24 protein-coding genes are annotated in these 23,572 nt (G+C 38.7%); 11 read left to right on the top strand and 13 right to left on the bottom strand.

Annotation, left to right across the window (positions count from 1 at the left end; translation table 11 throughout):
- Nucleotides 1-4: 4 nt before the first annotated feature.
- Nucleotides 5-2,815 carry a DEAD/DEAH box helicase gene (locus AC3ISE_RS06395; RefSeq protein WP_489223514.1) on the bottom strand — a complete coding sequence of 937 codons (2,811 nt, stop codon included), beginning with the start codon at nucleotides 2,813-2,815 and terminating at the stop codon, nucleotides 5-7.
- A gap of 144 nt (nucleotides 2,816-2,959) precedes the next feature.
- Between AC3ISE_RS06395 and AC3ISE_RS06390 the strand changes: the two genes are divergently transcribed.
- The gene (locus AC3ISE_RS06390; RefSeq protein WP_489223513.1) at nucleotides 2,960-3,895 is read left to right on the top strand and encodes a DHH family phosphoesterase; all 936 of its coding nucleotides are present in this window, start codon (nucleotides 2,960-2,962) and stop codon (nucleotides 3,893-3,895) included.
- Nucleotides 3,896-4,015: 120 nt separating this feature from the next.
- The gene (locus AC3ISE_RS06385) at nucleotides 4,016-4,186 is read left to right on the top strand and encodes a DUF3934 family protein (RefSeq protein ID WP_489223512.1); all 171 of its coding nucleotides are present in this window, start codon (nucleotides 4,016-4,018) and stop codon (nucleotides 4,184-4,186) included.
- Between the two features lie 168 nt (nucleotides 4,187-4,354).
- On the opposite strand, the gene AC3ISE_RS06380 is transcribed toward AC3ISE_RS06385, so the two are convergent.
- Complete coding sequence (locus AC3ISE_RS06380; RefSeq protein WP_489223511.1) at nucleotides 4,355-4,546, bottom strand: hypothetical protein; 192 nt, start codon at nucleotides 4,544-4,546, stop codon at nucleotides 4,355-4,357.
- A 124-nt stretch (nucleotides 4,547-4,670) separates the two neighbouring features.
- Nucleotides 4,671-5,222 carry a hypothetical protein gene (locus AC3ISE_RS06375; protein WP_489223510.1) on the bottom strand — a complete coding sequence of 184 codons (552 nt, stop codon included), beginning with the start codon at nucleotides 5,220-5,222 and terminating at the stop codon, nucleotides 4,671-4,673.
- A gap of 85 nt (nucleotides 5,223-5,307) precedes the next feature.
- On the opposite strand from AC3ISE_RS06375, the gene AC3ISE_RS06370 reads away from it, so the two are divergent.
- Entirely contained in the window at nucleotides 5,308-5,922 is a 615-nt protein-coding gene (locus tag AC3ISE_RS06370; RefSeq protein ID WP_489223509.1) for a TetR/AcrR family transcriptional regulator, read from the top strand.
- Nucleotides 5,923-6,042: 120 nt separating this feature from the next.
- On the opposite strand, the gene AC3ISE_RS06365 is transcribed toward AC3ISE_RS06370, so the two are convergent.
- Nucleotides 6,043-9,078, bottom strand: a complete 3,036-nt coding sequence (locus tag AC3ISE_RS06365) for an efflux RND transporter permease subunit (RefSeq protein WP_489223508.1) — start codon at nucleotides 9,076-9,078, stop codon at nucleotides 6,043-6,045.
- Between the two features lie 257 nt (nucleotides 9,079-9,335).
- On the opposite strand from AC3ISE_RS06365, the gene AC3ISE_RS06360 reads away from it, so the two are divergent.
- A complete protein-coding gene (locus AC3ISE_RS06360; protein WP_070876888.1) occupies nucleotides 9,336-9,527 on the top strand; it encodes a hypothetical protein in 192 nt (63 codons plus the stop codon).
- A 176-nt stretch (nucleotides 9,528-9,703) separates the two neighbouring features.
- Nucleotides 9,704-10,276, top strand: a complete 573-nt coding sequence (locus AC3ISE_RS06355) for an MEDS domain-containing protein (RefSeq protein ID WP_489223507.1) — start codon at nucleotides 9,704-9,706, stop codon at nucleotides 10,274-10,276.
- A gap of 83 nt (nucleotides 10,277-10,359) precedes the next feature.
- On the opposite strand, the gene AC3ISE_RS06350 is transcribed toward AC3ISE_RS06355, so the two are convergent.
- Nucleotides 10,360-11,568 carry an MFS transporter gene (locus AC3ISE_RS06350; protein ID WP_489223506.1) on the bottom strand — a complete coding sequence of 403 codons (1,209 nt, stop codon included), beginning with the start codon at nucleotides 11,566-11,568 and terminating at the stop codon, nucleotides 10,360-10,362.
- A 157-nt stretch (nucleotides 11,569-11,725) separates the two neighbouring features.
- Here AC3ISE_RS06350 and AC3ISE_RS06345 point away from each other — a divergent pair, with 157 nt between their 5' ends.
- From AC3ISE_RS06345 to AC3ISE_RS06335, 3 genes are all read left to right on the top strand, one after another.
- The gene (locus tag AC3ISE_RS06345; RefSeq protein ID WP_309190951.1) at nucleotides 11,726-12,085 is read left to right on the top strand and encodes a winged helix-turn-helix transcriptional regulator; all 360 of its coding nucleotides are present in this window, start codon (nucleotides 11,726-11,728) and stop codon (nucleotides 12,083-12,085) included.
- A gap of 133 nt (nucleotides 12,086-12,218) precedes the next feature.
- The gene (locus AC3ISE_RS06340) at nucleotides 12,219-12,563 is read left to right on the top strand and encodes a DUF805 domain-containing protein (protein ID WP_489223505.1); all 345 of its coding nucleotides are present in this window, start codon (nucleotides 12,219-12,221) and stop codon (nucleotides 12,561-12,563) included.
- Between the two features lie 155 nt (nucleotides 12,564-12,718).
- Nucleotides 12,719-12,874, top strand: a complete 156-nt coding sequence (locus AC3ISE_RS06335; protein ID WP_489223504.1) for a hypothetical protein — start codon at nucleotides 12,719-12,721, stop codon at nucleotides 12,872-12,874.
- Between the two features lie 285 nt (nucleotides 12,875-13,159).
- On the opposite strand, the gene AC3ISE_RS06330 is transcribed toward AC3ISE_RS06335, so the two are convergent.
- Nucleotides 13,160-13,597, bottom strand: a complete 438-nt coding sequence (locus AC3ISE_RS06330; RefSeq protein ID WP_489223503.1) for a hypothetical protein — start codon at nucleotides 13,595-13,597, stop codon at nucleotides 13,160-13,162.
- A 439-nt stretch (nucleotides 13,598-14,036) separates the two neighbouring features.
- On the bottom strand, nucleotides 14,037-14,969 hold the full coding sequence (gene bla, locus AC3ISE_RS06325; protein WP_489223502.1) for a class A beta-lactamase: 933 nt from the start codon (nucleotides 14,967-14,969) through the stop codon (nucleotides 14,037-14,039).
- A 321-nt stretch (nucleotides 14,970-15,290) separates the two neighbouring features.
- Between bla and AC3ISE_RS06320 the strand changes: the two genes are divergently transcribed.
- Nucleotides 15,291-17,102: a BlaR1 family beta-lactam sensor/signal transducer gene (locus AC3ISE_RS06320; protein ID WP_489223501.1), complete on the top strand. Its 1,812-nt coding sequence runs from the start codon at nucleotides 15,291-15,293 to the stop codon at nucleotides 17,100-17,102.
- A complete protein-coding gene (blaI, locus tag AC3ISE_RS06315; RefSeq protein WP_489223500.1) occupies nucleotides 17,083-17,463 on the top strand; it encodes a penicillinase repressor BlaI in 381 nt (126 codons plus the stop codon). The genes AC3ISE_RS06320 and blaI overlap by 20 nt, the downstream gene beginning before the upstream one ends.
- A gap of 641 nt (nucleotides 17,464-18,104) precedes the next feature.
- Here the strand turns inward: blaI and AC3ISE_RS06310 are convergent.
- The 5 genes from AC3ISE_RS06310 to AC3ISE_RS06290 form a co-directional block, all read right to left on the bottom strand.
- Entirely contained in the window at nucleotides 18,105-19,391 is a 1,287-nt protein-coding gene (locus AC3ISE_RS06310) for an IS110 family RNA-guided transposase (protein ID WP_489223499.1), read from the bottom strand.
- Between the two features lie 392 nt (nucleotides 19,392-19,783).
- On the bottom strand, nucleotides 19,784-20,290 hold the full coding sequence (locus tag AC3ISE_RS06305) for a GNAT family N-acetyltransferase (RefSeq protein ID WP_489223498.1): 507 nt from the start codon (nucleotides 20,288-20,290) through the stop codon (nucleotides 19,784-19,786).
- A gap of 320 nt (nucleotides 20,291-20,610) precedes the next feature.
- Entirely contained in the window at nucleotides 20,611-21,300 is a 690-nt protein-coding gene (locus tag AC3ISE_RS06300) for an alpha/beta fold hydrolase (protein ID WP_489223497.1), read from the bottom strand.
- A gap of 219 nt (nucleotides 21,301-21,519) precedes the next feature.
- Nucleotides 21,520-22,014, bottom strand: a complete 495-nt coding sequence (locus AC3ISE_RS06295; protein ID WP_489223496.1) for an NUDIX hydrolase — start codon at nucleotides 22,012-22,014, stop codon at nucleotides 21,520-21,522.
- A gap of 169 nt (nucleotides 22,015-22,183) precedes the next feature.
- Nucleotides 22,184-22,573, bottom strand: a complete 390-nt coding sequence (locus tag AC3ISE_RS06290; RefSeq protein WP_489223495.1) for an NUDIX hydrolase — start codon at nucleotides 22,571-22,573, stop codon at nucleotides 22,184-22,186.
- 117 nt (nucleotides 22,574-22,690) lie between these two features.
- On the opposite strand from AC3ISE_RS06290, the gene AC3ISE_RS06285 reads away from it, so the two are divergent.
- Nucleotides 22,691-22,951: a hypothetical protein gene (locus AC3ISE_RS06285; protein ID WP_489223494.1), complete on the top strand. Its 261-nt coding sequence runs from the start codon at nucleotides 22,691-22,693 to the stop codon at nucleotides 22,949-22,951.
- Between the two features lie 84 nt (nucleotides 22,952-23,035).
- On the opposite strand, the gene AC3ISE_RS06280 is transcribed toward AC3ISE_RS06285, so the two are convergent.
- On the bottom strand, nucleotides 23,036-23,551 hold the full coding sequence (locus AC3ISE_RS06280; protein ID WP_489223493.1) for a hypothetical protein: 516 nt from the start codon (nucleotides 23,549-23,551) through the stop codon (nucleotides 23,036-23,038).
- Between the last annotated feature and the right edge of the window lie 21 nt (nucleotides 23,552-23,572).

Here is a 23,572-nt window from a genome sequence, read left to right as displayed (position 1 = left end):
AAGACTATACTATTACAACGAATTCTGTATAAAGAGATGCAGGAAGTTTGTGTTCTAATTGAATTTGAACGGTTATTGGTTTTTCTCCCTCGTATTCAAAAACATCTCCCTTCCCTATATAAATATAGGGTTCCACTTTTCCATCGATTTCTTTATATTTTCTCAAGAACAAGTGAAGGTTAATGCCCCTCGATGCGTTGAAGATGATATTCTTTCCACGTTCAGAGCTTTGGCTCGTACTGTTTGGGGTCTGCCATTGGAATGTGTTTTCGTTGATAAGTTTGTCCTGATAATTGATGCTTTCCTTGATATTCTCTTCTTTGTGCAAGTCGATAAAGAGAAAATAATCGTTTCCGTTTGTCAGTAGCCCTGAGCCCCTAAATGAGCTATGGATTTTTCGATAGTTGGATAGGAGGGCTGCATCAATCATTTGATATTGTTCATAGAGCTTAAAGTGCGGTACACCGTAATCCAAGTTTTTGAAGTCCTTTTCATAGCGGAAAATGCCATAATTCACGATATCCTCTATAAATCTTCTAAACTCAGGATTATTCAATACAGTTGAAAAACCTGCTGTTTTACGAAGAATTCCACTTTTCAAGTCGACCAGTTTCAATTTACTTTTCTTTTGAACGCTGTCAAAGTAGTCATGATTTAAGCATTCAAATGCGTGATAAATACTATCTTCATGAACTTCAGCTACATACTTCAATAACTCTTCCTTCGCAGAATCCACAGAAATCATTTCATTTTCCATTAAATATTTTATCATCACAAATTCGTAAATTCTTTTTAATGGAAGCAGATCCGATAGTTCTTTTAATGCACGTTCAAATGCTTCATTGCTCAGCATTCCCTTAATATAATCATCTTTCTCCACTTTGCTCAGGAACTTTAAATAGGTTTTTTCCTTCTGAATGAACTTAATAGGATCCGGTGCTCCATCAAACATTAAATAATCGAGTAATAAGTATGGAATATGACCTTGATTCATTTTTTTAAACTCGAAGTACTCTTCTTTCAGATATTTCATCGAATTAAAGTTCTCGTTATCGATCTGTTCTAAAATGCGTTCCTGTGAAATCCGGTCCATTTGAATATGAGTACATCCAGGAATATTCGCAAAATCTGTTGCAATGGCAACTTTTAAACTTTCTTTGTCATAGTACCGGCTTCCATTTAAGGCAAGAGCAATTAAAAAGGCTTTATTGTGGTTACCAATAAAATCGAGCACGGTTAGAAAGCTCTTGCTTTCGTGTTTACGAAGTCCCCTCCCCAGCTGCTGGATAAAAACAATTGGAGAGTTTGTAGGCCGTAGCATTAACACGGAATTAACAGATGGGATATCGACACCCTCGTTAAAAATATCCACGGTAAAAATAACCTCTAACTCATCTTCGTCGTTTTCTAATCGATTCATGAAATAGGAGCGTTGTTCCACGGAACTCTCTCCGGATAAAGCTACACTGCTATACCCTCTTTTCTTAAATTCGTCCGCCATGTAATGTGCATGATCTACACTTGCACAGAAGCCCAAACACTTTCTCTTTTTCCCATCGTGACCGTAGAAATTCATCTTTTCAATAATAAAGTCTACTCGTTCATTTACTTTTAAGCGCTTCGTCACCTCAGCAATATTGTCAATATCAACATCACTTAGATCGATTCCATCAATATCTGTTATGCCAAAGTAATGAAAGGGAATAATGAGCTCATCATCTAACGCCTCATGTAATCGCACTTCGATTGCTACATTATTATCAAATAATGCAAAAACATTATGATTGTCGCTCCGTTCAGGTGTAGCCGTCATTCCTAATGTAAACGCTGGTTCGAAATAATTTAGGACTGAACCATAGCTTGGACTTGTTGCATGATGGGCTTCATCAAAAATAATGTAATCGAATTCATCTTTACTAAATTCGTGATAGCATCTAGACAATGTCTGTATGGTTGTAAACACATAATCTGCATGCTTCTGTTTATGATTACCCGTTAACAAACCAAACGTTTTTGCTTCATTTACGATCAGTTTTTCAAACGTTTCCTTCGCTTTTTTCAAAATTTCTTCTCTATGTACGATAAAAAGGAGCCTGCGTGGTTTGAAATTTTTCACATCGAAAGCCGACATATAAGTTTTCCCTGTACCTGTTGCCGCAATAACTAAAGCTTTACTTTCTCCAAACGATCGTAACCGTTCGAGGTTTTCCATTGCTCGTTTCTGCATTCTATTTGGAATGATGTAGTCGGTATTTTCATAAATAAGATTCTGTTTCGTTGTAATAGCAGTCAGTTTGCTGAGAAATTCTTCATATCTTTTAAGAAAAGCTTCATCTGCCTCCGTACTTCTCTCCCAAAGCTGATTGTATTCACTTAACACCTCTTTAATAAAATGAGTATCCTCTTTGGTCATGATTTTTACATTCCACTCAATGTTACTTTTCAACGCGCTTTGCGTTAAGTTGGAAGAACCGATGAAAACCTTGTAGTGATCCAAATATTCAAAGATGTAAGCCTTCGTATGGAACCCGATTTCCTTGTCTGTTACAAAAACCTTTAAATCGATCTGTTCAAAGTCCTTTATTTTCCGAAGGGCCTTTGCTTCTGTAAAATTGAGATAGGTAGAGGTAATGATCTTCCCTTTAATGCCGCGCTTTTCTGCTTCTTTAAACGAATCTAGTAAAAGCTGCAGGCCGCTAAAATTGATAAATGCTACACTGAAATAAAATCGTTCACACTCTAGAATGGAACGTGATAGTTCATTTAATAAATTTCCTTTATCGGAATTTACGATCAGTTTTTCTTCAACGATCATATTAAGTCTCCTGACGAACTGATATAGTAGGTTGTAAGTAAAATTCTACTATATTAGGAAGAAAATAAATATAGACGCAACAATTTAAGTTCACTCACTTTATTTACTTCGTATTAGAGTGCAAAAAAGGGAGATGGTGAAGAGATGGGAAATGTTAAACAAAGCATTGTAGAGGCAATACAAAATTATAAAACCATCATCATCCACCGCCACATCCACCCCGATCTCGACGCCATCGGATCCCAGGCAGGCTTGCTGAGAACGCTTAAACATTCTTTCCCAGACAAAAATGTATACGCCGCCGGCAGCGATGAAAAAAGTCTTCTTTTCATCAATAAAATGGACGTTATCCCGGATGAAGCATACAAAGAAGCTCTAGTCATTGTCTGTGACACTGCAGATACCTCTCGTATTTGCGACCAGCGATTTACTAATGGAGCCATGCTGATAAAAATCGACCATCATCCTGATCATGAACCATACGGCGATCTCTCATGGGTCGACCCTTCGTACAGCTCAGCTAGTGAGATGCTGGTTGATTTGTTTTTGGAGTATCCCGAGGTTTTTCGGATGAATAAAGGTGCAGCCGGGGCTTTGTATGCCGGAATTATTGGGGATACTGGACGTATGCTGAACGGGACTGTTTCGCCGCGTACTTTGAGGGTTGTTAAGGCATTGCGGAAGTTTCCTTTTCAGCCTGAACGGATTCATAATGAGCTGAATAAGAAAAGCAGCGGTGTTGCTCGGTTACGCGAGGCGATTTTAAGGACGTTTAAGGTGACGGAGCAAGGAGTTGCCTATATTTATTTAACGGAGGAGAAACTGGCTGCTTACGGGGTGGACCATGCGGAGGCGGCAAATCTTGTGAATGTCCTGTCTTCGATGGCACGCGTTAGAATCTGGGTCTTCTTTATTGAATATCCGAATGAGATTCGCATTAGGATTCGTTCAAGGAATATTCCGATAGATGACATCGCCCGGAGGTTTGGCGGCGGAGGGCACGCTTTTGCGGCAGGCGCCTCGATTGGATCATGGAAAAAAGCAGATGAAGTGATTGAAGCTTTGAATCGTAAAACTTAAACCGAATATTGGAACTATTTTTGGTTTTCACATAGAAGCGGATGTTTGTGGTAGTGTAGTAATAATACGCTTAAAATAAACACGCTGCAATTCAGCGTTCAATTATAATGGAGTGATCGTATGGGTAAAGCTAAAGCAAAAACAAAGAGCAGTAAAGGCGGGACAGGCGGCGGAACAGGCAAAAAGGGCTGGAACCGCTGGCAGGCTGGTGCCAATAAAAAGAAGAGTTTTAAGCCTTATACAAGTAAGGGAACGAAACAGCAAAACGATGAAAAAAGCTCAAAAGAATAAAATGAATGATTGCGTATGGATCCTTTTTGGGTCTTTTTTTATTTTTCGCTAAAAAAAAGGACGTTATCTTAAACAATATTTAATCCGATTAATTATAACCTGAAAGCTTACTCATGAAGAGATATGAATAATAATAAAAGGCAGATCCATTAAAGATAATCTGCCTTTTCACCGGTAACTGCTCCCCTTCACAATCAAAACTAAAATCACTGCAAGCAATAACCCGCCAATGATAAACGGACCAAGACCCGAGCTGTAAACAAGGTAGACTTTCACATGTTTAATTGTATTGACTATTACATAAACGAAAAAAATCAGACTCAATCCTGCAATCAGCGGAACATAGGGATTTCGCTTCAAGTTGATCAGCCCTTTTCAGAAGCTTTTACTTATCCTTATGCTTGCGACAATTTGTATCATTCAATTAAGAAAAGCGGAATCGTCTGATTAGCTCTGAAAGACAGAAAAGCAAACCCTCTTTGAGTTACATCCCTCTTCCCTCATGATGTGCTTTTTTGGGGAATATGGTGTAGCTGAAGCTGATAAGAAAATCAAGTCCAAGGACAAGAGTCCAAAGCTGAAGCGTTTTAAACAGCTGTTCTGTTTGCTGTCCGTTGTTGATGTAGAGAATAATGGCCCCGAGAAAAGAAGCTCCAATGATCCAGGCAAGGAGATGGCGGAACCATCCTTCTCTTTCACGTCGTGCATGCTCGGTTCCATATTTGATTTTTTTCGGCGGTTTCATTCCACTTGCAAACCGATAGGCAAAATACTGATCTGCCCATTTGATCATTCCATGACCGAAAGCAATGCTTATCCCGATATAGATGGCTGCGATTCCATGTACCATTGTCGCTGTTGCCCCGTTTTTTAAATCGAGTACGGTTGCCGCAAGCAGCACTAAATCCACAACAGGTGTACAAATCAGCAGAAACGCTCCAAGTTTTTTCTTTTTGAATATATATCTTGCGACTAAACCTGCTAGAACAAAGACCCAAAATCCGATTTCACATCCTATAATTAACCAGCCAATCACTTCGGAAACCCCCTTATTTAATACAACTGTACTATTTCATACTAGCAAAATGTTTTAAATAATACAACTGTGTTATAATAAAAACATGCCAAAAGTTATTGATCATGAGAAACGTAAAATCCAGCTTGCTGAATCAACTTGGAAGATCATTGCCGAGGAAGGTATTGAGCAGGCAACTGTAAGGAAAATTGCCAGTGCTGCCGGGCTTTCGGTTGGAGCTTTAAGACACTACTTTTCCACACAGTCTGAGCTGCTTTCCTATTCCATGGAACTTGTGTCAGAACGGGTGAGGCAGCGTGCCTTAGCTAAAACTTATAAAGGGAACCCGCTTGATATTGTAAAAGAATCGATTTCTGAGCTGCTTCCTGGAGATGACGAGAGAAGAATTGAAATGGAGGTGTGGCTGGTTTTTTCCGTAAAAACGCTCGTCGATACTAAACTCCGGCCTTTAAGTGAAAATGTGTACCAAGAAATGCATGATGGTTTGGGACAGGTCCTGCAGCTGCTGGGCAAACTGGGGATGTTAAAGGATGAACTGGAGATGGAAGCTGAAATAAACCGTCTTCATTCACTAGTAGACGGACTAGCCCTGCATCATCTTCTTCATCCATCTGTCTTTACGTATGAGAAGATGATGAAAACCCTGGACTATCATTTGAGGTCAATTTGTCTTCCAGAAAGCAAAAACAAAGAACAGTGAGATATTCGCTGTTCTTTGTTTTCTATATTGTTATCAATCAGCTTAAAACCGCTTTCCCTCTCCTATTCGTAAAAAACAGAGGGCACACTTATAAGGCTGCACCTCTGTGTTCATTACTCCTTATACCCCAACATCCTCTGCAACATCTTTTTTCTTCTTCCGTCTTCTCCCCATTTTCGCAAGCAATTCATACATAACCGGTACAACTACAAGTGTAAGCGCAGTTGAAACAATTAAGCCCCCAATTACGACTACTGCTAAGCTTCTTGAGACCATGCTTGCGGCTTCTGTAGCGCTGAAAACCATTGGTGTTAAGGCTACGATGGTTGTTACGGCTGTCATGATAATCGGACGAAGGCGCGTGGATCCTGCTTCCAGCAGAGCTTCTCTAGCGTCGAGTCCTTTTTCACGGTTTTGCTGGACACGTTCGATTAGGACGATCGCGTTTGTAACGACGATTCCGATCAGCATTAAGGCTCCGAGCAAGGCATTGATGTCAACCGGAGTCTGCGAGATGACGAGTCCCAGTATGCCTCCCACTGCAGCAAGCGGCAGCGAGAAGAGAATCGCAAATGGCGCTCTTGCCTGGCCGAAGGTGATGACCATGATGAGGTAGACGACTAATACGGCGATGCCCATCATTTTAAAGAGGTCGGCGAAATCGTCCTGCATCGATTCAGTTGCGCCCGAGATGGAGACAGCTGCACCTTCCGGGAGATCGATTTCTTTTGTCATTTGATCGATTTTCATTCCTGCCGTTTTTAAGTCCTCAGCACTGATTTCACCTGAAATTTGAATCGTTTCTTTTCCATCCTGATGATAGACCTGAGTTTTGATGTCCCGTTCTTCAATCTTAGCCACTTGTTTTAGTTGGACAGGTCCCGCTACTGGAGACGTGACATAAGTATTCAGTACTTGTTTTGTTGTGGAGAAGTCGGCATCCTCGTATTCGATGACGGCTTGCAGCTGCTCTTCGCCGACTTTGATTTGGCCAAGCGGCGTTTTATTCAGCATGGCGCGGATCTGCTGGCCGATTTGTACGGGACTTAAGCCAAGTGCCCCCGCTTTTTCCTGATCCACATTGACAATCCATTCGTTTTTCAAGTCTTCGTAATTGCTTTTTACTTTTTCAATTCCTTCGATTTTCTCAAGTTCTTCTGCTGCAAGCTTTCCTGCTTCTGCAAGGTCTTCTTCATTTGAAGCAGTCACATTCAGCTGAATGCCATTTCCTCCGCCAAAGCTTCCAAATGAGAATTGAGACCCTTCAATTTTCCCAGGGGCATACTCTTCATTTTTTTCCTTGAGCATGTCGAGGAATGCTTCAACATCTTTTCCTTTATCAAAAATCACCGAGTAATTCGCTTGTTTTTCAGATAACACCTGCCCGTATTTCGCATCTTCTGCTGTAGAGCCCATCTGGTAAAACAAATCCTTGAGCTTATCTTCTTTTAATAATTCCTGCTCCAATTCCCCTGCTTTTTCCTTGGCATCTTCTAGATCATAATCTGCCGGAAACGTTAATGAGACGTTGACGAACGATTCAGACTGACTGTTTACACTTGCCTGCGGAATTGCATTGAAGGTGAATATGGAACCCACAAATATGAGCAGTGCGGCGACCAATACAATCCATTTATGATTGAGCGACCATTTCAAAATCGATAAATACTTGGCAGACGGCTGATGCTCCTTCTGCTTTACCTTCTTCAAAAGAACGAAGCTTAACAGCGGTACTACCGTTAATGCGACAAGCAAGGATGCAAGAATTGAATAGACAACTGATAAAATCAGCGGTGTCATGATTTCTCCAATCGAACCTCCTACAAGGCCAATTGGCAGGAAGACCGCGATTGTCGTGAGCGTTGAAGACGTAATCGCAGTGGACACCTCTTTCGTCCCGCTCAGAATGACTTCTTTTGACAAGCCTTCCGTCTGTATTCGGCGGTAAATATTTTCAATGACCACGATGCTGTCATCAACTAAACGTCCGACCGCAACCGCTAGACCTCCAAGGGTTAAAATATTTAACGTAATATTGGATTGATCAAGTAAAAACAAGGTCATTAAAATCGAAAGCGGTATACTGACTACCGCGATCAAGGTCGTTCGGATGTTCCTTAAAAACAGCAGAATGATGAGCGTTGCAGCGATTGCCCCAATGACCACTTCCTTTGCCATGCCAAGCACGGCGCCTTCAACATCCTCTGCTGTATTTTGAACCGTGCGGATCGAAAAGTCATCTTTATAAATAGCATGTAATTCTTCCGCTTTCCGGTCCACTTCTTTTCCAATTTCAACGGCATTTTTGCTTGCTTCTTTGAAAATAACTAAGACAAGTGCTTCTTTTCCATTTAATCTTGCATCTGCTTCATAAAACTGGCGAATGGAAACATCCGCAATGTCTTTTATTTTCGTATCCGGTGCGAGTATGGCATTTTCAATTTGCGTTTCGTCTGTTACTTCACCTAGCACCCGGATGGCATTTGCTTTTCCATCGACAGCAATTTCCCCTGCAGGGACAGATGCATTCTGAGATTGCAGAGCCATCATCAGCTGATCGGCGGACACTTTCTTTTCTTTCATTTTTTCGGGATCGATTTTCACAGACAGCTCTGAAATGGACTTTCCGTAAAACGTGACGCTTGATACACCATCTATGTCTTCAAATTTCGTTTTTATTTCTTCTTCAATCCGATCTTCATCGGCTTTTGAAAACCCATTTTCAGATTCAAGCGCCACCTGGGCAAGCGGAATCATGGAGAAGTTAAGCTGGGACACTACAGGCTTTCCTGTGTTTTGCGGCAGCTGCACTTGATTGATCAGCTTTTCAGCCTCAGAAGCAGCTTCTTTCATGTCAGCTTCTGATGTGTAATTCAGCGTAATCATGGAGATACCTTCACTTGTTGATGAAGTCATGCTGTCTAAATACGTACCATTTTTCAATTGACGTTCGAGTGGTTCCGTTATCTCTTCGGTTACCGTCTCGGCATCCATTCCTTCACCAAACGTGGTGACCGTGATCATAGGTGCATCCACGCTCGGAAGCAGCTCCATCGGCAAGCGTGAACCTGAGTATACGCCGAGTACTGTCACCAAAAACACCATAATGACAATGGCTGCCCGATTTTTCAGCGAGAACTTCGTTAAAATAGACATTTGCTTATCCCCCAGAGAAATGAAATAGACATACTCCATAAATATACAACAATATTTGGAAATTAGGTGTAAATTTTTGTTAACAATTGGTTAAAATTTCACACTCAATCCTGTTACTATCTGTCTATATCAGAAGAAAGAAATGCTTTCCAGAAAAATAAACCAAAATTATTTTTAAATTAGGGGTAGACGGTTTGATTAAACTTGTTATAATAGGTGAAAGTTAAAGATCATTATGAAAAAAAAGGCGGGACAAAATGAAAAATAATTCGTGCAGATATGTCATTAACGCGAGCGGAAAAGGCGGAGAAACGTACATGACCCACTGCCAGGATAAGCATGAATTAAATCAATGGATTGCTGAACGAAAAGACAAACTTTTGATGAATGAAATCAAAATAACCGACAAGAAAAACCCGTTTTTTAAGTGGTTTTCTTTTATGAAATAAACGCGATTCCTTGTGAATGGCGTTTTTATTTCCTTTATAAATGGAATGACGGACTGCCAAGTGTCCTTATCCTGCGCTGACTTGCAGTAAAGCAAGGTACGGCTATTATAATTTAGATTTTTCCACCAAAATCTCATATAATATAGGAAAGAGATAGAACAAAGGGGTGTGATTACATGAAAAGCAAAATGCACCAGTTGTTTGAGGACAAAAAGAGTGTTCATGTGCTGTATGCCTATAATGGCATGAAGAATTACATAGAACAGGCTGTGAGTTTTACCCAACATGGCATTGAGACGGGAGATTATGTGATTCTCATTGAAAATGAGCGTATTTACCGCATGATTCACAAAGAACTGTGCTCCCGTTTAACGAAAGATCAAATGAAGTTTGTTCACTTCGTAAACAATTTCGATTTCTATTATTCAAGCGGCAGTTATCATCCTCCGGCAATTTTTGATTATTTTAATAAAACGGTTACTCCATTCGTTGAAAATAAACTCCCTTTCAGGTCATGGGCTCATGTAGAGTGGGCCACTATGGAAGATCCTCTGCATTTGATAAAAGATCTTGAAAAAACAGTAGATGAAGCGGTAAACCTGCTGTCGTTTCCATTAATTTGTGCCTATGATGGAGAAAGAATGCCGGATCACCTTAGAACCATATTGCTCGAAACACATCCTTATATTTTAACGGAAGATGATTTCATCGTCTCGGAACAATACCCGTCATTGAATGATGTTATATAAATTGAAAAAATGAAAAACGGACGCCATTCACCGCATGTGAATGGCGTCCGTTTTTCTACTATTCCTCCTTTAGTTTCATAAAGTTATCCGGCTAGTTGTTGACTATCCCTATTCTGATCCATGCGTTCTAAAGCACGGCTCCATCCCGTAAGAATAACGGCGCCAAGGACCATGAATCCGCCGATCCAGGCAGTATGGATTAGACCGATTGAGTCTGTAATGATTCCTCCAAGGAATGCCCCGATTGCAATTCCTGCATTAAACGCAGCAATATTGATGGCAGATGCTACATCTACTGCACTTGGGACGAAGCGTTCAGCAAGCATCACGACGTATACCTGCAAACCAGGCACGTTCATGAATGCGAATAATCCCATCAATAAAATGGTGAGTAAACCTGCAATTTTGAATGGAGCGGTAAAGGTTAATACAAAAAGTACAATGGCCTGAACAATAAACATATAGAATAAGGCTTTGATCGGATTTTGGTTCGAAAGCTTTCCGCCAATCATATTTCCGATGGCGATGGCAATTCCGTAAACAAGTAAGATGATAGCTACTGTTCCTTCTTTAAAGCCCGTTACATTTTGAAGCAGCGGTGATAGATACGTAAAGACAACGAATGTTCCGCCGTAACCAAGTGCCGTAATCATAAAGACAAGCAGCAGACGGCCGTTTTTTACAAGCTTAAGCTGATCGCCAAACGTTGTACGGTTTCCTTTTTTCAAATCAGACGGTACAAGAATACTATTTGCAATAAGAGCAATCAGTCCAATAATAATAATGACAATAAAAGCTAGTCTCCAGCCAAATTGCTGGCCGATAAATGTTCCAAATGGAACTCCTGTTACCGTTGCGACAGTCAGACCGGTGAACATGATCGAAATCGCACTTGCACGGCGGTTCTCAGGCACAAGATCCGCAGCAATTGTTGAACCGATTGACATAAACACACCATGTGAAAGAGCTGCAATAATACGTCCGGCTAATAATACCCCAATGCTGGTAGCTCCTGCAGAAAGACTATTTCCGATAAGGAAAACAATCATAATCCAAAGCAATAACGTTTTGCGGGACATATTAGATGTGAGAGATGTCAAAATCGGCGCTCCGAACATGACCCCCACTGCATATAAAGAAACGGTTAATCCTGCAGTTGTAACTGGAATAGCTAAATCCTCAGCAATCATCGGCAGCAGGCCAACGCTGATAAATTCTGTTGTACCTATGGCAAAAGCACTGACTGCTAACGCGAGCAGCGCAAGTGTACTTCTTTTTTTATCTAAAGTCATCTTTTCTCCTCCTAAAAAATTGAATATTTATCAAAATAAATTGTATGGTAAAGATCAGCCGGCAAATGTTATTATGAAACATATCGGATATAATGAAAAGTACGTACTTTAAAGTGCTGTAGGCACTTTTTGGTGCCTATCAGTTAGGAGGACTTATATGGAGAAGAAATACAATATCCCTGTTGAAGCAACGCTTGAGATCATTGGCGGCAAGTGGAAATGCGTCATTCTCTGCCACTTGACTCACGGCAAAAAGCGCACAAACGAACTGAAGCGCCTGATGCCAAACATCACGCAAAAAATGCTCACTCAGCAATTGCGGGAGCTTGAAGATGATGGCGTGATTAACCGGATCGTCCATCAGCAGATTCCTCCCAAAGTTGAATACGAACTCAGTGAATACGGCTGGAGCCTGCAGACAATTTTAGATTCGCTCTGTGCCTGGGGAGAAGGACACATTACGAAGGTCTATGGGGATAAATCAGCGGTGCTTGAAGAGAGTATCCTGAATAAATAACTAAAAACATCGAAATGCAATCAATGGATTTCGATGTTTTTTATGTTCAAAAATAATGTTCAAAATGGGAATCTGAAGGTGATATACTTAATAAGTTGTCATCATATATACAATGAGAGAGGAGGAATTACACATGCAATGGTACCTACATGTATTAAAGAATTATGCTGTTTTTCAAGGACGTGCAAGACGGAAGGAATATTGGATGTTTTTTCTGTTCAACTTGATTATCAGCATTATTTTAACCGTGGTAGAATCAATGACTGATCTGTCTCAAATCTTAACCGGAATTTATTCTCTTATCGTTCTCATCCCTTCCCTTGCTGTTGGCGCCCGCAGACTCCATGATACCGGCAGAACTGGATGGTGGCTGTTACTTAACCTGATTCCGATTATCGGAGCAATTGTCATCCTTGTGTTCACTTGTCAGGACAGTGAGCCGGGAGCAAATAAATATGGACCGAACCCTAAAATGTAATAAGCAACACTCTAAAACGCCAATTTCCTTTGTAATTGGCGTTTTTTTATGGAAATGCAGCAATTGATGCATCCCCTCTCATGGACAGTTAAAATGAATAATAGCAACAGCGACTGCATAAAATGAGGTATCTATTATAAGGTGGATGAACACTTATGACTAAAGAAGAGTGGAAACGTGCTTTCTTAGAAGAAATTAGGATGGGAATAGAAGATCCTGATGGGTCCAGTATAAAAAAAATCGCCTATCCAACAACGAAAGACGTGATCCTGAAACTTATACCCGTTCCTAGCCTGTTAAAAAGACTGTGATGACTACATATCCTTCATTCAAAAAATAAAAGGAAACCGGTATTCCCTAACTGGTTCGATTGCGGGGTGCAAACTTATTATTGGCAATTTAAATAGCACTAAAAAAGTATACCAATTAGCATAGCTACTGGTATACTTTTTATTCCTTTGTTCCTCTAAAGTATGATCATTCACATAAAAAAAGTGCACAATTAAACTGAAGAATTGCGCCCGATTGCTAAAGATCCATTGGAGTATATACACTTCAATAATTTTCCAGAAAAGCCTCCTATAATGGAACATAGATTAATTATATTCAATGATATTTAGCCATTGACCATCGTGACCTATGGTTATGTGGGGAATCCTATTCAATTCAAATATTTTATAAATATCTTTGTTTTTCTTGTTTATCGTTTGTAAATGCTCAGATACATCTGCTTCGGAAAAAACGATGTAATCCATTGTCGTTGACCGTAAATAAAATTCATATAAAAATTGTTTTTGACTGTCCTTTATATAACCTAAATGTCCTGTATCCCAAGTGAAAATACGGGATAACGGAATGGATTTAACTGCAATGAATTTTGTAGAAAGTTCTTTCAGCAGCTCTTTTTCATATTCTGGAATAATCGCATATATGTAACATTCTTTCTGATAAATACGTGAAATTCGGTCAACAAATTCCTGTTCATCAATTTCTTCATCAAGCAATATCTCTGTTTTCTTCGAAAGACTATCCATCTCTTAACTCTCCTAATTTTGTAGGTTACATTATTTTTATCTTCCACAATCCTGACCAATTCCTCAATAAGAAAAGGCGATCACACTGTACAGCAATCTCCACCTTTAATGGAATAACTACAATATGGCCACAGTCCTAAAATTGCTCAAATCACAATTCATCTTTAACTAACGCACTCTATAGTTTAAGTACATTATTACACAACCTTTCTTAAGGAATAAAAAAAGGGACCTTCATCTTAAAAAGTGATCATAAAAAATTTAATGTTGAAGCCAGAAACTGACCTGTTAGCCAACCCTTCTGCACTTCATAGCACCACAGATAATGAAAGACTTTCGTTCTTTCATGGGAGTCGAAGAATTCACCATAACAATCGCTTTAGGAATTAATGTACTAAAAAAGGCTACTTAACGCAGCCTTTTTTAATACAATTATTTTCTATTTATTTTTGACTTTGAGGGCCTTAATTACTTCTTTTGTTGCCTCAGCAATAAGCTCATCTTTATAATCAGCATCTTTTTTATCACGACTTGAAAGTACAGCAAGAACAATAGGATCTCCTTTTGGTGGCCAAATGATCGCAATGTCATTTCTCGTACCATATGATCCTGCTCCAGTCTTATCAGCCACTTCCCAACCTTTCGGCACTCCAGCACGAATTAACGCATCTCCAGTAGTATTTCTTTTCATCCAATCTATTAAAAGTTCACGTTTCTCAGTTGGGAGTGCATCTCCCAATGTAAAAGCCTGAAGACTAGTAGAAAGTGCTCTTGGTGTACTCGTATCATGAGTTTCACCTGGATTAACTTCGTTTAACTCTGGCTCATATCGCTCAGGGTTGGTAACACTATCACCAATTTCCTCCAGTGCTTTCTTAAATCCAGTCGGTCCCCCCAGTTGCTTAAGTATGAGGTTCGCCGCAGTATTGTCACTGTATCTAATAGAAGCATCTGAAAGCTCCTTAAGAGTCATCCCCGTATCAACATGCTTTTCTGTAATCGGATTATAATTAACAAGATCCTCACGTGTATAGGTAATTCTTTGATTAAGGTCTTCTATTGATTTCTGTTGTAAAAGTGCTCCTACAGCTAGAGCCTTATGAGTAGATGCATAAGCAAAACGCTCATCTGGATGATAGGTTACTGTTTGGTTTGTACCAGTATCCAACGCAAAGACACCAAGTTTAGCATCAAATTTTTCTTCAAGCTTATCAAAATCATGATTATTGGCAGTTTCTTGTTTTTGGGGTTTAGTTAATTCAGCATGAACGTTATTGTTTGAACAACCTACAAGCGTTGCACATGAAAGAAATAGTACAGGCACAATTTTTCTGAATGTAGAAGTACTAAAAATGTTGCTCAATGATTTCATTAAAATTCAACCTCTTTCTAAAAAATATTTATTGTATTCTCCTGGGATAGCAGCCGGATCTTTAACTCTTGCACCCTATCTTTTGTTCATAATGTAGACCTCCTAATTATTTGATTAGACTCTTATGTACGAATTGAAAAAACAGCCTCATGCAAGAAATTTCGATGGATTACATTTGTAGTCTTACTACATCTGTAGTACAGTATTACATATGTAATCAAGTAAAGTCAATTCTTTATTTTTTTACCAACAAACCACTATAAATATGCTATCTACCTGTTTTTTTAAATTTTAAAATCAAGAGAGGTGGTTTTGAAGGACATGTTTTTAACTCATTTTATAATAGGTCTATTGGTGTCTTCATTTTCCGTTACTGTTATTCTCCTTATACGAAAATGGTTTGGAAGACAATTAACAGCAAAATGGTCCTATCATTTGTGGATGTTTCTTTTTATGGCTTTAGCACTTCCATTCATACCTACTGATTTATATAATTTTAATTCTCTCTTTAGCAGTGGGGATACATATCAGACTAATGCACCCAGCTCCAATATAGAAACAACTGGAACAGATATGATGCAGGGCCTGCACCTAGTACAAGACTTTTCTGTATCGGTCAATCGGCTGAACCTGTCCTTACTTAATATTGGAGTGATGGGTTTATGGATGTCAGGGATGCTTTTATTTACCTTTACTATGGTTCGTGGATTGATCACACTTAGAAGGATAAAGAATGATTCTTCTGCGTATTCCAATCAAGAAGTTCTCGTGCTTTTCGAAGAATGCAAGAAAAGACTACAGATTAAAAAATCAATAAAGATTGTTATTTCGAAAAGAGTCCAATCTCCAATGATATTCGGACTTTTTCAAACATATATCGTCTTACCTTCTCAGCATGAAAACTGGCTTAGCTTGAAAAATTACGAGTATATCTTTCTTCATGAACTGAACCACTATAAAAACAAGGATTTGCTGACAAATTACGTTATATTGTTCTATCAAATCATTTATTGGTTTAATCCCCTTGTCTGGCTTGCTTTTAGAGAAATGAGATTGGATCGGGAAATCGCATGTGATACATCTGTTTTACAGTTACTAGATGTTAATTCATTTAGTGAATATGGAAATACAATAATAAATTTTTTGGATCTTTCAAAACGGTCAAATATGCTACAGTTAGTGACACAATTAAAAGGTTCGAAGCTTCAAATCAAAAAAAGAATTGAACACATTTCTACCTATAAGCATTCCGTAAAAAAATCCATTAGAAAAAGCGTCTTTATTTATGTGTTGGCCAGTTTCATTTTGACAATCCAATTACCTTTCGTTTCCGCATTTGCGACGGAAAACGAACGATACAATTATAATAATGACGGAGTAGTTTATGAGGATTTACATCAATTCTTTAAAGGGTATGAAGGAAGCTTTGTTTTATATGATCATAACGCACAGCAATATCGCATTTATAATGAAGAGAAAAGTACGTTGCGGGTATCACCTGATTCCACATACAAAATCTATAGTGCCTTATTTGCACTAGAATCAAATGTGATATCACCCGAAGAATCCATCCTTTCATGGGATGGGAAGGAGCAACCCTATGAAGCTTGGAATATGGATCAGGATGTCTCATCTGCTTTACAAAAATCTGTAAACTGGTATTTCCAAGAATTAGATCGTAGAACAGGATTTGAAACAATACAATCCAATCTACAAGAGATAAACTATGGAAATTCCGATGTATCTGGGGAATTTGGTGAATTCTGGCTCGAATCCTCATTAAAAATTTCTCCAGTCGAGCAAGTCCAACTGCTGCAAGCCTTTTATTACAATCAATTTGGATATAAGGAAATGAATATCCAAGCTGTGAAGGAAGCACTACTCTTAGAAAAGAATGAAGAAGCTCGCCTATCAGGAAAAACAGGTACAGGAGCAGTGAATGGAAAAAACATCAATGGTTGGTTTATCGGGTATGTAGAGGCGAAGAACAATACTTATTTCTTTGCTACTAATTTACAAAATGAAGATGATGCATCTGGAAGCAAGGCAAGAGAAATTACTTTATCAATTTTAAAAGATTTAGGAATCTTTAAAGAAAATGGAGGGGAGAAATATGGAGAAAAACATTCCTAATATATCAGAATCAGAATGGGAAATCATGAACGTGCTTTGGGATAAAGCCCCTCAAACAGCGAATGACATCATATTTTCCTTACAGGAGAGTACCGATTGGAAACCGAAAACCATACGCACTCTTCTCGATCGATTGGTTCAAAAAGATGTAGTAGGTGTCAATAAAAATCTAAGAGTTTACACATTTTATCCACTCTATACACAGGAAGAGTGCCAGCGTGCCGAGACCGAATCATTTATCAACCGTATCTATGGAGGTACCCTGAAATCCATGCTTGTCCAATTCATTCAGGAAGATACCCTATCTGATGATGATATCAATGAACTACGCTTTATATTAAATAAGAAACCTAAAAAGTAATAATATTAAAAAAGTCGATTTGGACTTTTTCCAAATCGCTTTTTTCCGTTGAAATCGAAATAGGGACATATTTCTCATGTAATTATCCCTTTCTTGCTCAGATTAAAAAAGAGTCGCTTTCTTCTCTGTAAATACTACGCCCGTTAGTCATAAACTAAAAAACAAGTGTAGAGCTACACACGAAAGGAGCCATTAACTATGAAGGATGTATTTATTAAACTAAACTCCCTCTATAAAGAAAGGAATAACTCTGGATTTCTAGCTTTTTCTTAAGATTTCATCTAGATTTTTTTTAATTAGACATCAAAGCTATGGATTTAAGTTGAAAATAAGGATATTTTTGGAGTGTTAGAGAAAAAAAGTCCTTACCTGCCTAACCACTCCTATCCAAAAAGTGGTTACCTAGTAAAAGTATGGTCGCACTGGTGGATGTCCACATGTCTCATGGAGGTCAACCCTCCCATGTCTCACAGAGTCTACGCTCCAAAATTCCTTCGTCCAACCTTTCCATGAGGTGGATGTCAGTGATGCTGCCCGACAGGATCAAAGTCCGTACTTTAATTGTTTTACTGACTAATCCGTGCTTCAAATGTCTAAATAATAATCCTAAATAAAACCTATTGAATATTAACTAATGAACCCTAAGCTGCTTTCAGTAATGGTGCCATATGGGGAATATCTTTCAACATTCTATCTTCACTAAATTCACATTGTTTTGTACCAATCGTAAAAAGAATTCGTATCAGCTTATTACATATCGCTATAAGAGACTGCATTTTCTTTAGAGGATTCGTTTTACGTGTTGTAAAATACTCATGTAAAGCTTTAAAAGCAGTGTTCTTAGCTACCAAAGGCATTGCTACTCGGAAGAGGAGAGCCCTTAGTGTCTTCCTGCCTCTCTTTGTAATCTTCGTTTGTCCTTTGTGCTTTCCAGAGGTATTCTCCTTTAAACTCAACCCAGCTAACTTGATGATTTGTCGAGGATGAGAATAGTAACTTAAATTCCCTACTTCCGAAAAGAAGCCAGCTACAGTGTCCTTGCCGATTCCTGTGATGGCCAACATTTGTTGAACACCTGGTATCCGTTCAAGGAGTCCATCAATATCAGATTCTAGTTCTTCGAACTTTTCATTTATTAACTCATACTTGTCTAGTAAAGTGCGAAGCTCTAATTTAGCCATCCTTGAACCTTCACGAATACCGATAGAGTCTTTGGCTACTCGTTTAAGTTCTTGAATTTTACTGAGTCCAACCGCACGCTTTACAGCTTTTCTGAGGTGAATGAGGATCTCTTGTTCCGAGACTATCTCTAACTCATGTGGTAATACGTTTAATTTTAATAATTGTAATGCTGCTTTTCCTTCCCAATCCTTAAACACTGTAAGGAATTCAGGAAAATATCGATCTAACCAGTTATGAATTTGCCCCTGCACAGCTTGTAAGTCAACAAATAAGAGATCGCGTATTTTCCTTGCCACACGAAGTTCTGCATAAACTCCTTGTGGAATATTCGGTTCGGCATATCTTCCATCTTTGACTAGCTGTGCAATGACTTTAGCGTCCTTTACATCATTTTTGGTTGGAGAATTATCATCTAATTCTTTAGATTTCTTCACATGCATAGGATTTACAACGACAAACTTAATCTCCTCTTCTTTCAGAAAATGAGCGAGGTTGAGCCAATAATGACCTGTCGGCTCCATTCCAATAATCACCTTATCCATGCCGTGTTGTTCCATTAAATATTTTATCCAGCCTAAGAAAAGATCAAAATGTGATTTGGTATTTTCAAAGTGACAAGGTGCACCAAACTCTAGGCCTCTAAAGTCTTGAGCACGAGCTACATGCTTGTACTTCGCAATATCTACACCTACAATTAGTGTTTGAGAAGTAATTTGAGCAATCTTTTCATTTTGGTTATAATTCATATTGAAGGCCTCCTGGTATATATGTTTTGTCCTTTTCGCTGGCCAGCTTCAGGACACTCATATCATACCAAGAGGTTATTTTTTTGTTCAAACCTCATTTTTCTTCATTACAGGAATGCTGCCCAATTCCTCAATAAGAAAAGGCGATCACTTTGTTAAGCAATCGCCCCCGATTGTTGAATATCATTTATGTTGTCTTATCGAAGAATAGCGCCCTATTCTTGAAGAACTTCGCTTAAATCCTATTCAAGATAAGCACTAAGTAGTGCCATTAGATTTTATGTCCAGCCACATTTTTAGTAAATGCTTCGTATTGGTTATAGTTTGTGACTATTTGGATTATAAACCAGTCCTTTTCCCCTTTTCCATAGTTTCGGATCAGGTCGAAATCTCTAAAGATCGCGTACGTTCCAAACTATCTCGCCGCGCTCGTCTTCCCACGTGCTGTGGTGCCGCTTAAATCCTATCTTTTCTAGCACTCGGAAGGAAGCAACATTCCAAGCTCCTACAGTCGACCAAAGCCTGTGGCGCCCGGTAGCAATCGCAGCGTCCAGGATCACGGATGCTGCCTCAGTCGCATAGCCATTACCATGTACTCTTCGGCACAACTCGTATGCAATCTCCGGCTCTTCCAGCGAAGAACGACCAATAATTAATCCGCAGTATCCGATATAATCGCCTTCATCTCGACGACGAATGGTGAGTAAAGCGATACCGCTCTCCAATGCTCGATCACGTAAAATGATGACATCTTCACGGGCAGCACTGAGAGTTGGCATATCCCTGCCCCGTTCGGCAACCAGTTCCCTATACCAGGATGCATCTGATTCCCTCCACATACTCAGTGACAGTCGATCGGTTTCCATCTCAAACTCCATAGGTTCAAAATTAGCTGTCAACGCAAAAACACGCTCCTCGTCTCATCGTTTTTCAATTTCACTTTTCTAAGCTCCGTACATCATTCATGCCTCACATTTTGCATTTTATTTTATACCATTAGGAGTTACATAGTTAATTCATTACAACAATTTTTATTTTTCCTATTGAAACAAAGTAAAATCTCTTATTTAACAATCCTGCCCAATTGCTTAATACCAGTTATTTCAAAACTAAACATTTTACACAATACTTGATAACATTAAATAAGGCGCTATCCTTGTTTTGAATAAGCGCCCGTTTGTTTGTTATGAATTAGGCTAACAGTGAAAGTGTTGGAAATTCATGAATTAAGAAAACTTTTTACGGCAGCTAAGAAGGCTGGTAAACTAGCATCATGCACAAAGTGCCCGGCATCTTCTATCGTCACCAGTTCGCAATTCGGTATAAGCTCAGAAACTTCCTGCAATTTGTTTTGAGGAATATGGCTGGACCCACCGCCTATAATAAGAGTCGGCATGATAATGTCCGAAAGACGCTCCCACCATTCGGGATTGGGTTCATTAAGTTGCCGTAGAATCGAAGGCACAACCAGCCAATCAAACGGTAGGGGATCAGAAGGTTTGGTAGGAACTTCGAACGTCTTATCTGGAACAGGAGGAGGAGTGTCTTCAACAATTAACCTTTCTATTCTTGACGGATATGTTTCCGCGAAAAGATAGGATACTGTTCCTCCCATGGAATGACCAATCAGCGTAAACCGTTCCAAATTCATAGCATTCGCAAAATGAAGCAAGTCATCGGACATCAGTTCAAAAGTGTATTTACTAGTTCTCGCACTGCCACCGTGCCCCCGTTGATCTAAAGCTAAAACTCGGTATTTATCTCCTAATACAGCAGCAACTTGATCCCATGTTTCTGCACTTGTCCCCAGCGCGTGAAGTGCAACAAGTGGTGGGGCAGAAGGTTCTCCACTCTCGCGATATTGAAAAGTGAGTCCATTCAGTTCAATTTGATTCACCCGTGTTTCCATCTCCGATCATCTCCTAGGGTAGGTATCATTATATCAAACCCGATTTATTTAATGTCCGTACCTATATATTCAGCGAATGTGTGAATATTCCTTTTTATACTTTTCTTCCCTTTAGTTAAATATTGTCTGCTCATCTTCAACTATATGGCCCTAAATTAAACTAGACGCATTTCTTATTAGAGAAATGCGCCCGATTGCAGAAGATACACCATATTTATACTAATTCATTAATTTTTTTAGTTCCCTTAAAATAAAGTTTTCTCGGTGTATCCATACGTTCTGCTCAGATTGATTTATAATGGTTTGGTTTTGTTTAATTGCATCATCAAGCTTTACCCATTTAGGTGTATATTCTTGATCAGACTCGTAATCATCTAATTGTTGAGCAACTACCTCACCGGTTAATTCACAGAGATAATAATGTGAAGTCATTTGAAAGACAGCTCCCTTATCATAGTCATCTATATGTCTTTCAATGACAACGCCCATTTTGTCTCCAACTAAACTGTTCAGATAGCCTGTCTCTTCTGCTACCTCACGCATTAGGCCTTCTGCATGACTTTCATTATTTTCGACTCCACCACCGGGAAATTTAAAGTCTCCAATGTTTGAATGAACCATAAGAATTTTATTGTTTTGAATAATTATAGCCCTGACCGCTTCTCTGTAGTTTATCTTAATTTTGTTTTCATCAATATCCGAAATTCCTAACAATTCATTAAAAATTATAATCCCTCCATTCTGAGCTAATTACTTTCAACTACCACCTTTATCTCCTTAATTGATCTACAAATTTTTTTTATGTTTGTTTCCACAAATCCTTTGTTATTCCCTTAAAGAGACGTATTCCTTATTAGAGAAATGCGTTCGTTTGTTGAATATCTTACATTTTCATTTTCCAATCATTATAAACCTCAACATCCGGATCAAATACACTTTCAAACTGATGAGGATTATTTATATCGCCACGGACTTTTTTAACCAAATAATAAGCTGCAATGTGGTGGACAAGTTCACACTCATTCCAAGCCCAAGGGAACATAAAATCAGCAATACCCAAGTTCTTTTCTATTTTCACTTCAATACCAGTCTCTTCAAGAAATTCTCGTTTTAAAGCTGCTGTCAGACTTTCACCGTCTTCTAAACTTCCTCCTGGAAGATCATAACGATTTATGTAAGGTCCTCTCTTCTTATTGATTACTAGTATTTTATTGCCGTCGGTGTAAATGCCGTAAACTCCAAAAGCTCGGTGAATCTTTTTATCAGTAATCATTATTTTCTCCTCGCTATATTCTTAACGTCAAAGGGTGAAAACCGATATTACACAATAGCGCCCGAATGTTGAATAAGATTTTGTATTGTTGACACCTTAATATTAGAGGTGTATGGAATGAAAAAGGTTATTATTTCTTTGTTTATATTCATTTTGCTGAGTGCATGTTCACAAATTCCCAATCCTATAAAAGAATTAAGAAAAGATGACATTTTAAAATACGGGATTTCATATGAGACTGAAAGATTGATTCAATTAGGGATTGAAGGAATAATCATTGATAAAGAAGGAACAATTCACTTTTATGTTCAAAATATAACTCCCCATACCAAATCAGAAATTGAGAAAGGCTTAATTGACATCTTTGGTCAGACATAAACCTGATAAACTAAATTAAAAATTGTTCTGGTACATACTCATAGCTATTCTCCTTCTTGAAGAATAGCCCCCGATTGTGGAAGATTAAACTCTTTCAATCCCTTCTCCAGAAACAACAAAATGAGGGCTTTTTTCTTTTGGGTTAAAGAACCTCCAAAACTCACTATCCTCATCGTCTTCTGAACTGTCTGGAAAGGTTTCTAACTTATAACCATTTGATAAAATGGCCGCGAATCCCCCGAAATCATCTGCTTTAATTTCTTCTACTATTAATTGTTCATTATCGTTAAAAAAAGATTTTATCCGCTCATCAAATCGATTGTTACCTTGAATATCCCATTCAAAATCCTCATCAAGGTCGTCCCACTTCGAGTTTGGAGAATAGAAATCGAGAGAAGCTATAACAATTTTGTTTTCTAATGTAATCCTCCACGAACATTGTATATGTAATGCATATTCTGCTGTTTCTTCTGTTTGGCCACTTCTAATAATTTGAACCATTTCTCCAAATCCCAGCCAAAATAGGTTAGAGGCTCTTCCTGCATACTGTAATTTCAAACCTTTTATTTTACCTAATTCAATTTCAATTGCTGCTCTCATTACTAGTCTCCTTGTTCTAAA

Source organism: Metabacillus sp. KH_069, assembly GCF_057838075.1.
Note: the sequence above shows the minus strand (reverse complement) of the source record. Positions and strands in the feature narration are given on the sequence as shown.

Excerpts from the sequence above, each read along its gene's own strand:
- bla (WP_489223502.1), bottom strand. The coding sequence starts at position 14,969 with ATGAAATCATTGAGCAACATTTTTAGTACTTCTACATTCAGAAAAATT.
- AC3ISE_RS06280 (WP_489223493.1), bottom strand. The coding sequence starts at position 23,551 with ATGAGAGCAGCAATTGAAATTGAATTAGGTAAAATAAAAGGTTTGAAA.
- AC3ISE_RS06345 (WP_309190951.1), top strand. The coding sequence starts at position 11,726 with ATGGAGAAGAAATACAATATCCCTGTTGAAGCAACGCTTGAGATCATT.
- AC3ISE_RS06340 (WP_489223505.1), top strand. The coding sequence starts at position 12,219 with ATGCAATGGTACCTACATGTATTAAAGAATTATGCTGTTTTTCAAGGA.
- blaI (WP_489223500.1), top strand. The coding sequence starts at position 17,083 with ATGGAGAAAAACATTCCTAATATATCAGAATCAGAATGGGAAATCATG.
- AC3ISE_RS06370 (WP_489223509.1), top strand. The coding sequence starts at position 5,308 with ATGCCAAAAGTTATTGATCATGAGAAACGTAAAATCCAGCTTGCTGAA.
- AC3ISE_RS06390 (WP_489223513.1), top strand. The coding sequence starts at position 2,960 with ATGGGAAATGTTAAACAAAGCATTGTAGAGGCAATACAAAATTATAAA.
- AC3ISE_RS06310 (WP_489223499.1), bottom strand. The coding sequence starts at position 19,391 with ATGAATTATAACCAAAATGAAAAGATTGCTCAAATTACTTCTCAAACA.
- AC3ISE_RS06335 (WP_489223504.1), top strand. The coding sequence starts at position 12,719 with ATGACTAAAGAAGAGTGGAAACGTGCTTTCTTAGAAGAAATTAGGATG.
- AC3ISE_RS06300 (WP_489223497.1), bottom strand. The coding sequence starts at position 21,300 with ATGGAAACACGGGTGAATCAAATTGAACTGAATGGACTCACTTTTCAA.
- AC3ISE_RS06365 (WP_489223508.1), bottom strand. The coding sequence starts at position 9,078 with ATGTCTATTTTAACGAAGTTCTCGCTGAAAAATCGGGCAGCCATTGTC.
- AC3ISE_RS06290 (WP_489223495.1), bottom strand. The coding sequence starts at position 22,573 with ATGATTACTGATAAAAAGATTCACCGAGCTTTTGGAGTTTACGGCATT.
- AC3ISE_RS06355 (WP_489223507.1), top strand. The coding sequence starts at position 9,704 with ATGAAAAGCAAAATGCACCAGTTGTTTGAGGACAAAAAGAGTGTTCAT.
- AC3ISE_RS06395 (WP_489223514.1), bottom strand. The coding sequence starts at position 2,815 with ATGATCGTTGAAGAAAAACTGATCGTAAATTCCGATAAAGGAAATTTA.
- AC3ISE_RS06320 (WP_489223501.1), top strand. The coding sequence starts at position 15,291 with ATGTTTTTAACTCATTTTATAATAGGTCTATTGGTGTCTTCATTTTCC.
- AC3ISE_RS06330 (WP_489223503.1), bottom strand. The coding sequence starts at position 13,597 with ATGGATAGTCTTTCGAAGAAAACAGAGATATTGCTTGATGAAGAAATT.
- AC3ISE_RS06350 (WP_489223506.1), bottom strand. The coding sequence starts at position 11,568 with ATGACTTTAGATAAAAAAAGAAGTACACTTGCGCTGCTCGCGTTAGCA.
- AC3ISE_RS06360 (WP_070876888.1), top strand. The coding sequence starts at position 9,336 with ATGAAAAATAATTCGTGCAGATATGTCATTAACGCGAGCGGAAAAGGC.
- AC3ISE_RS06385 (WP_489223512.1), top strand. The coding sequence starts at position 4,016 with ATGGGTAAAGCTAAAGCAAAAACAAAGAGCAGTAAAGGCGGGACAGGC.
- AC3ISE_RS06285 (WP_489223494.1), top strand. The coding sequence starts at position 22,691 with ATGAAAAAGGTTATTATTTCTTTGTTTATATTCATTTTGCTGAGTGCA.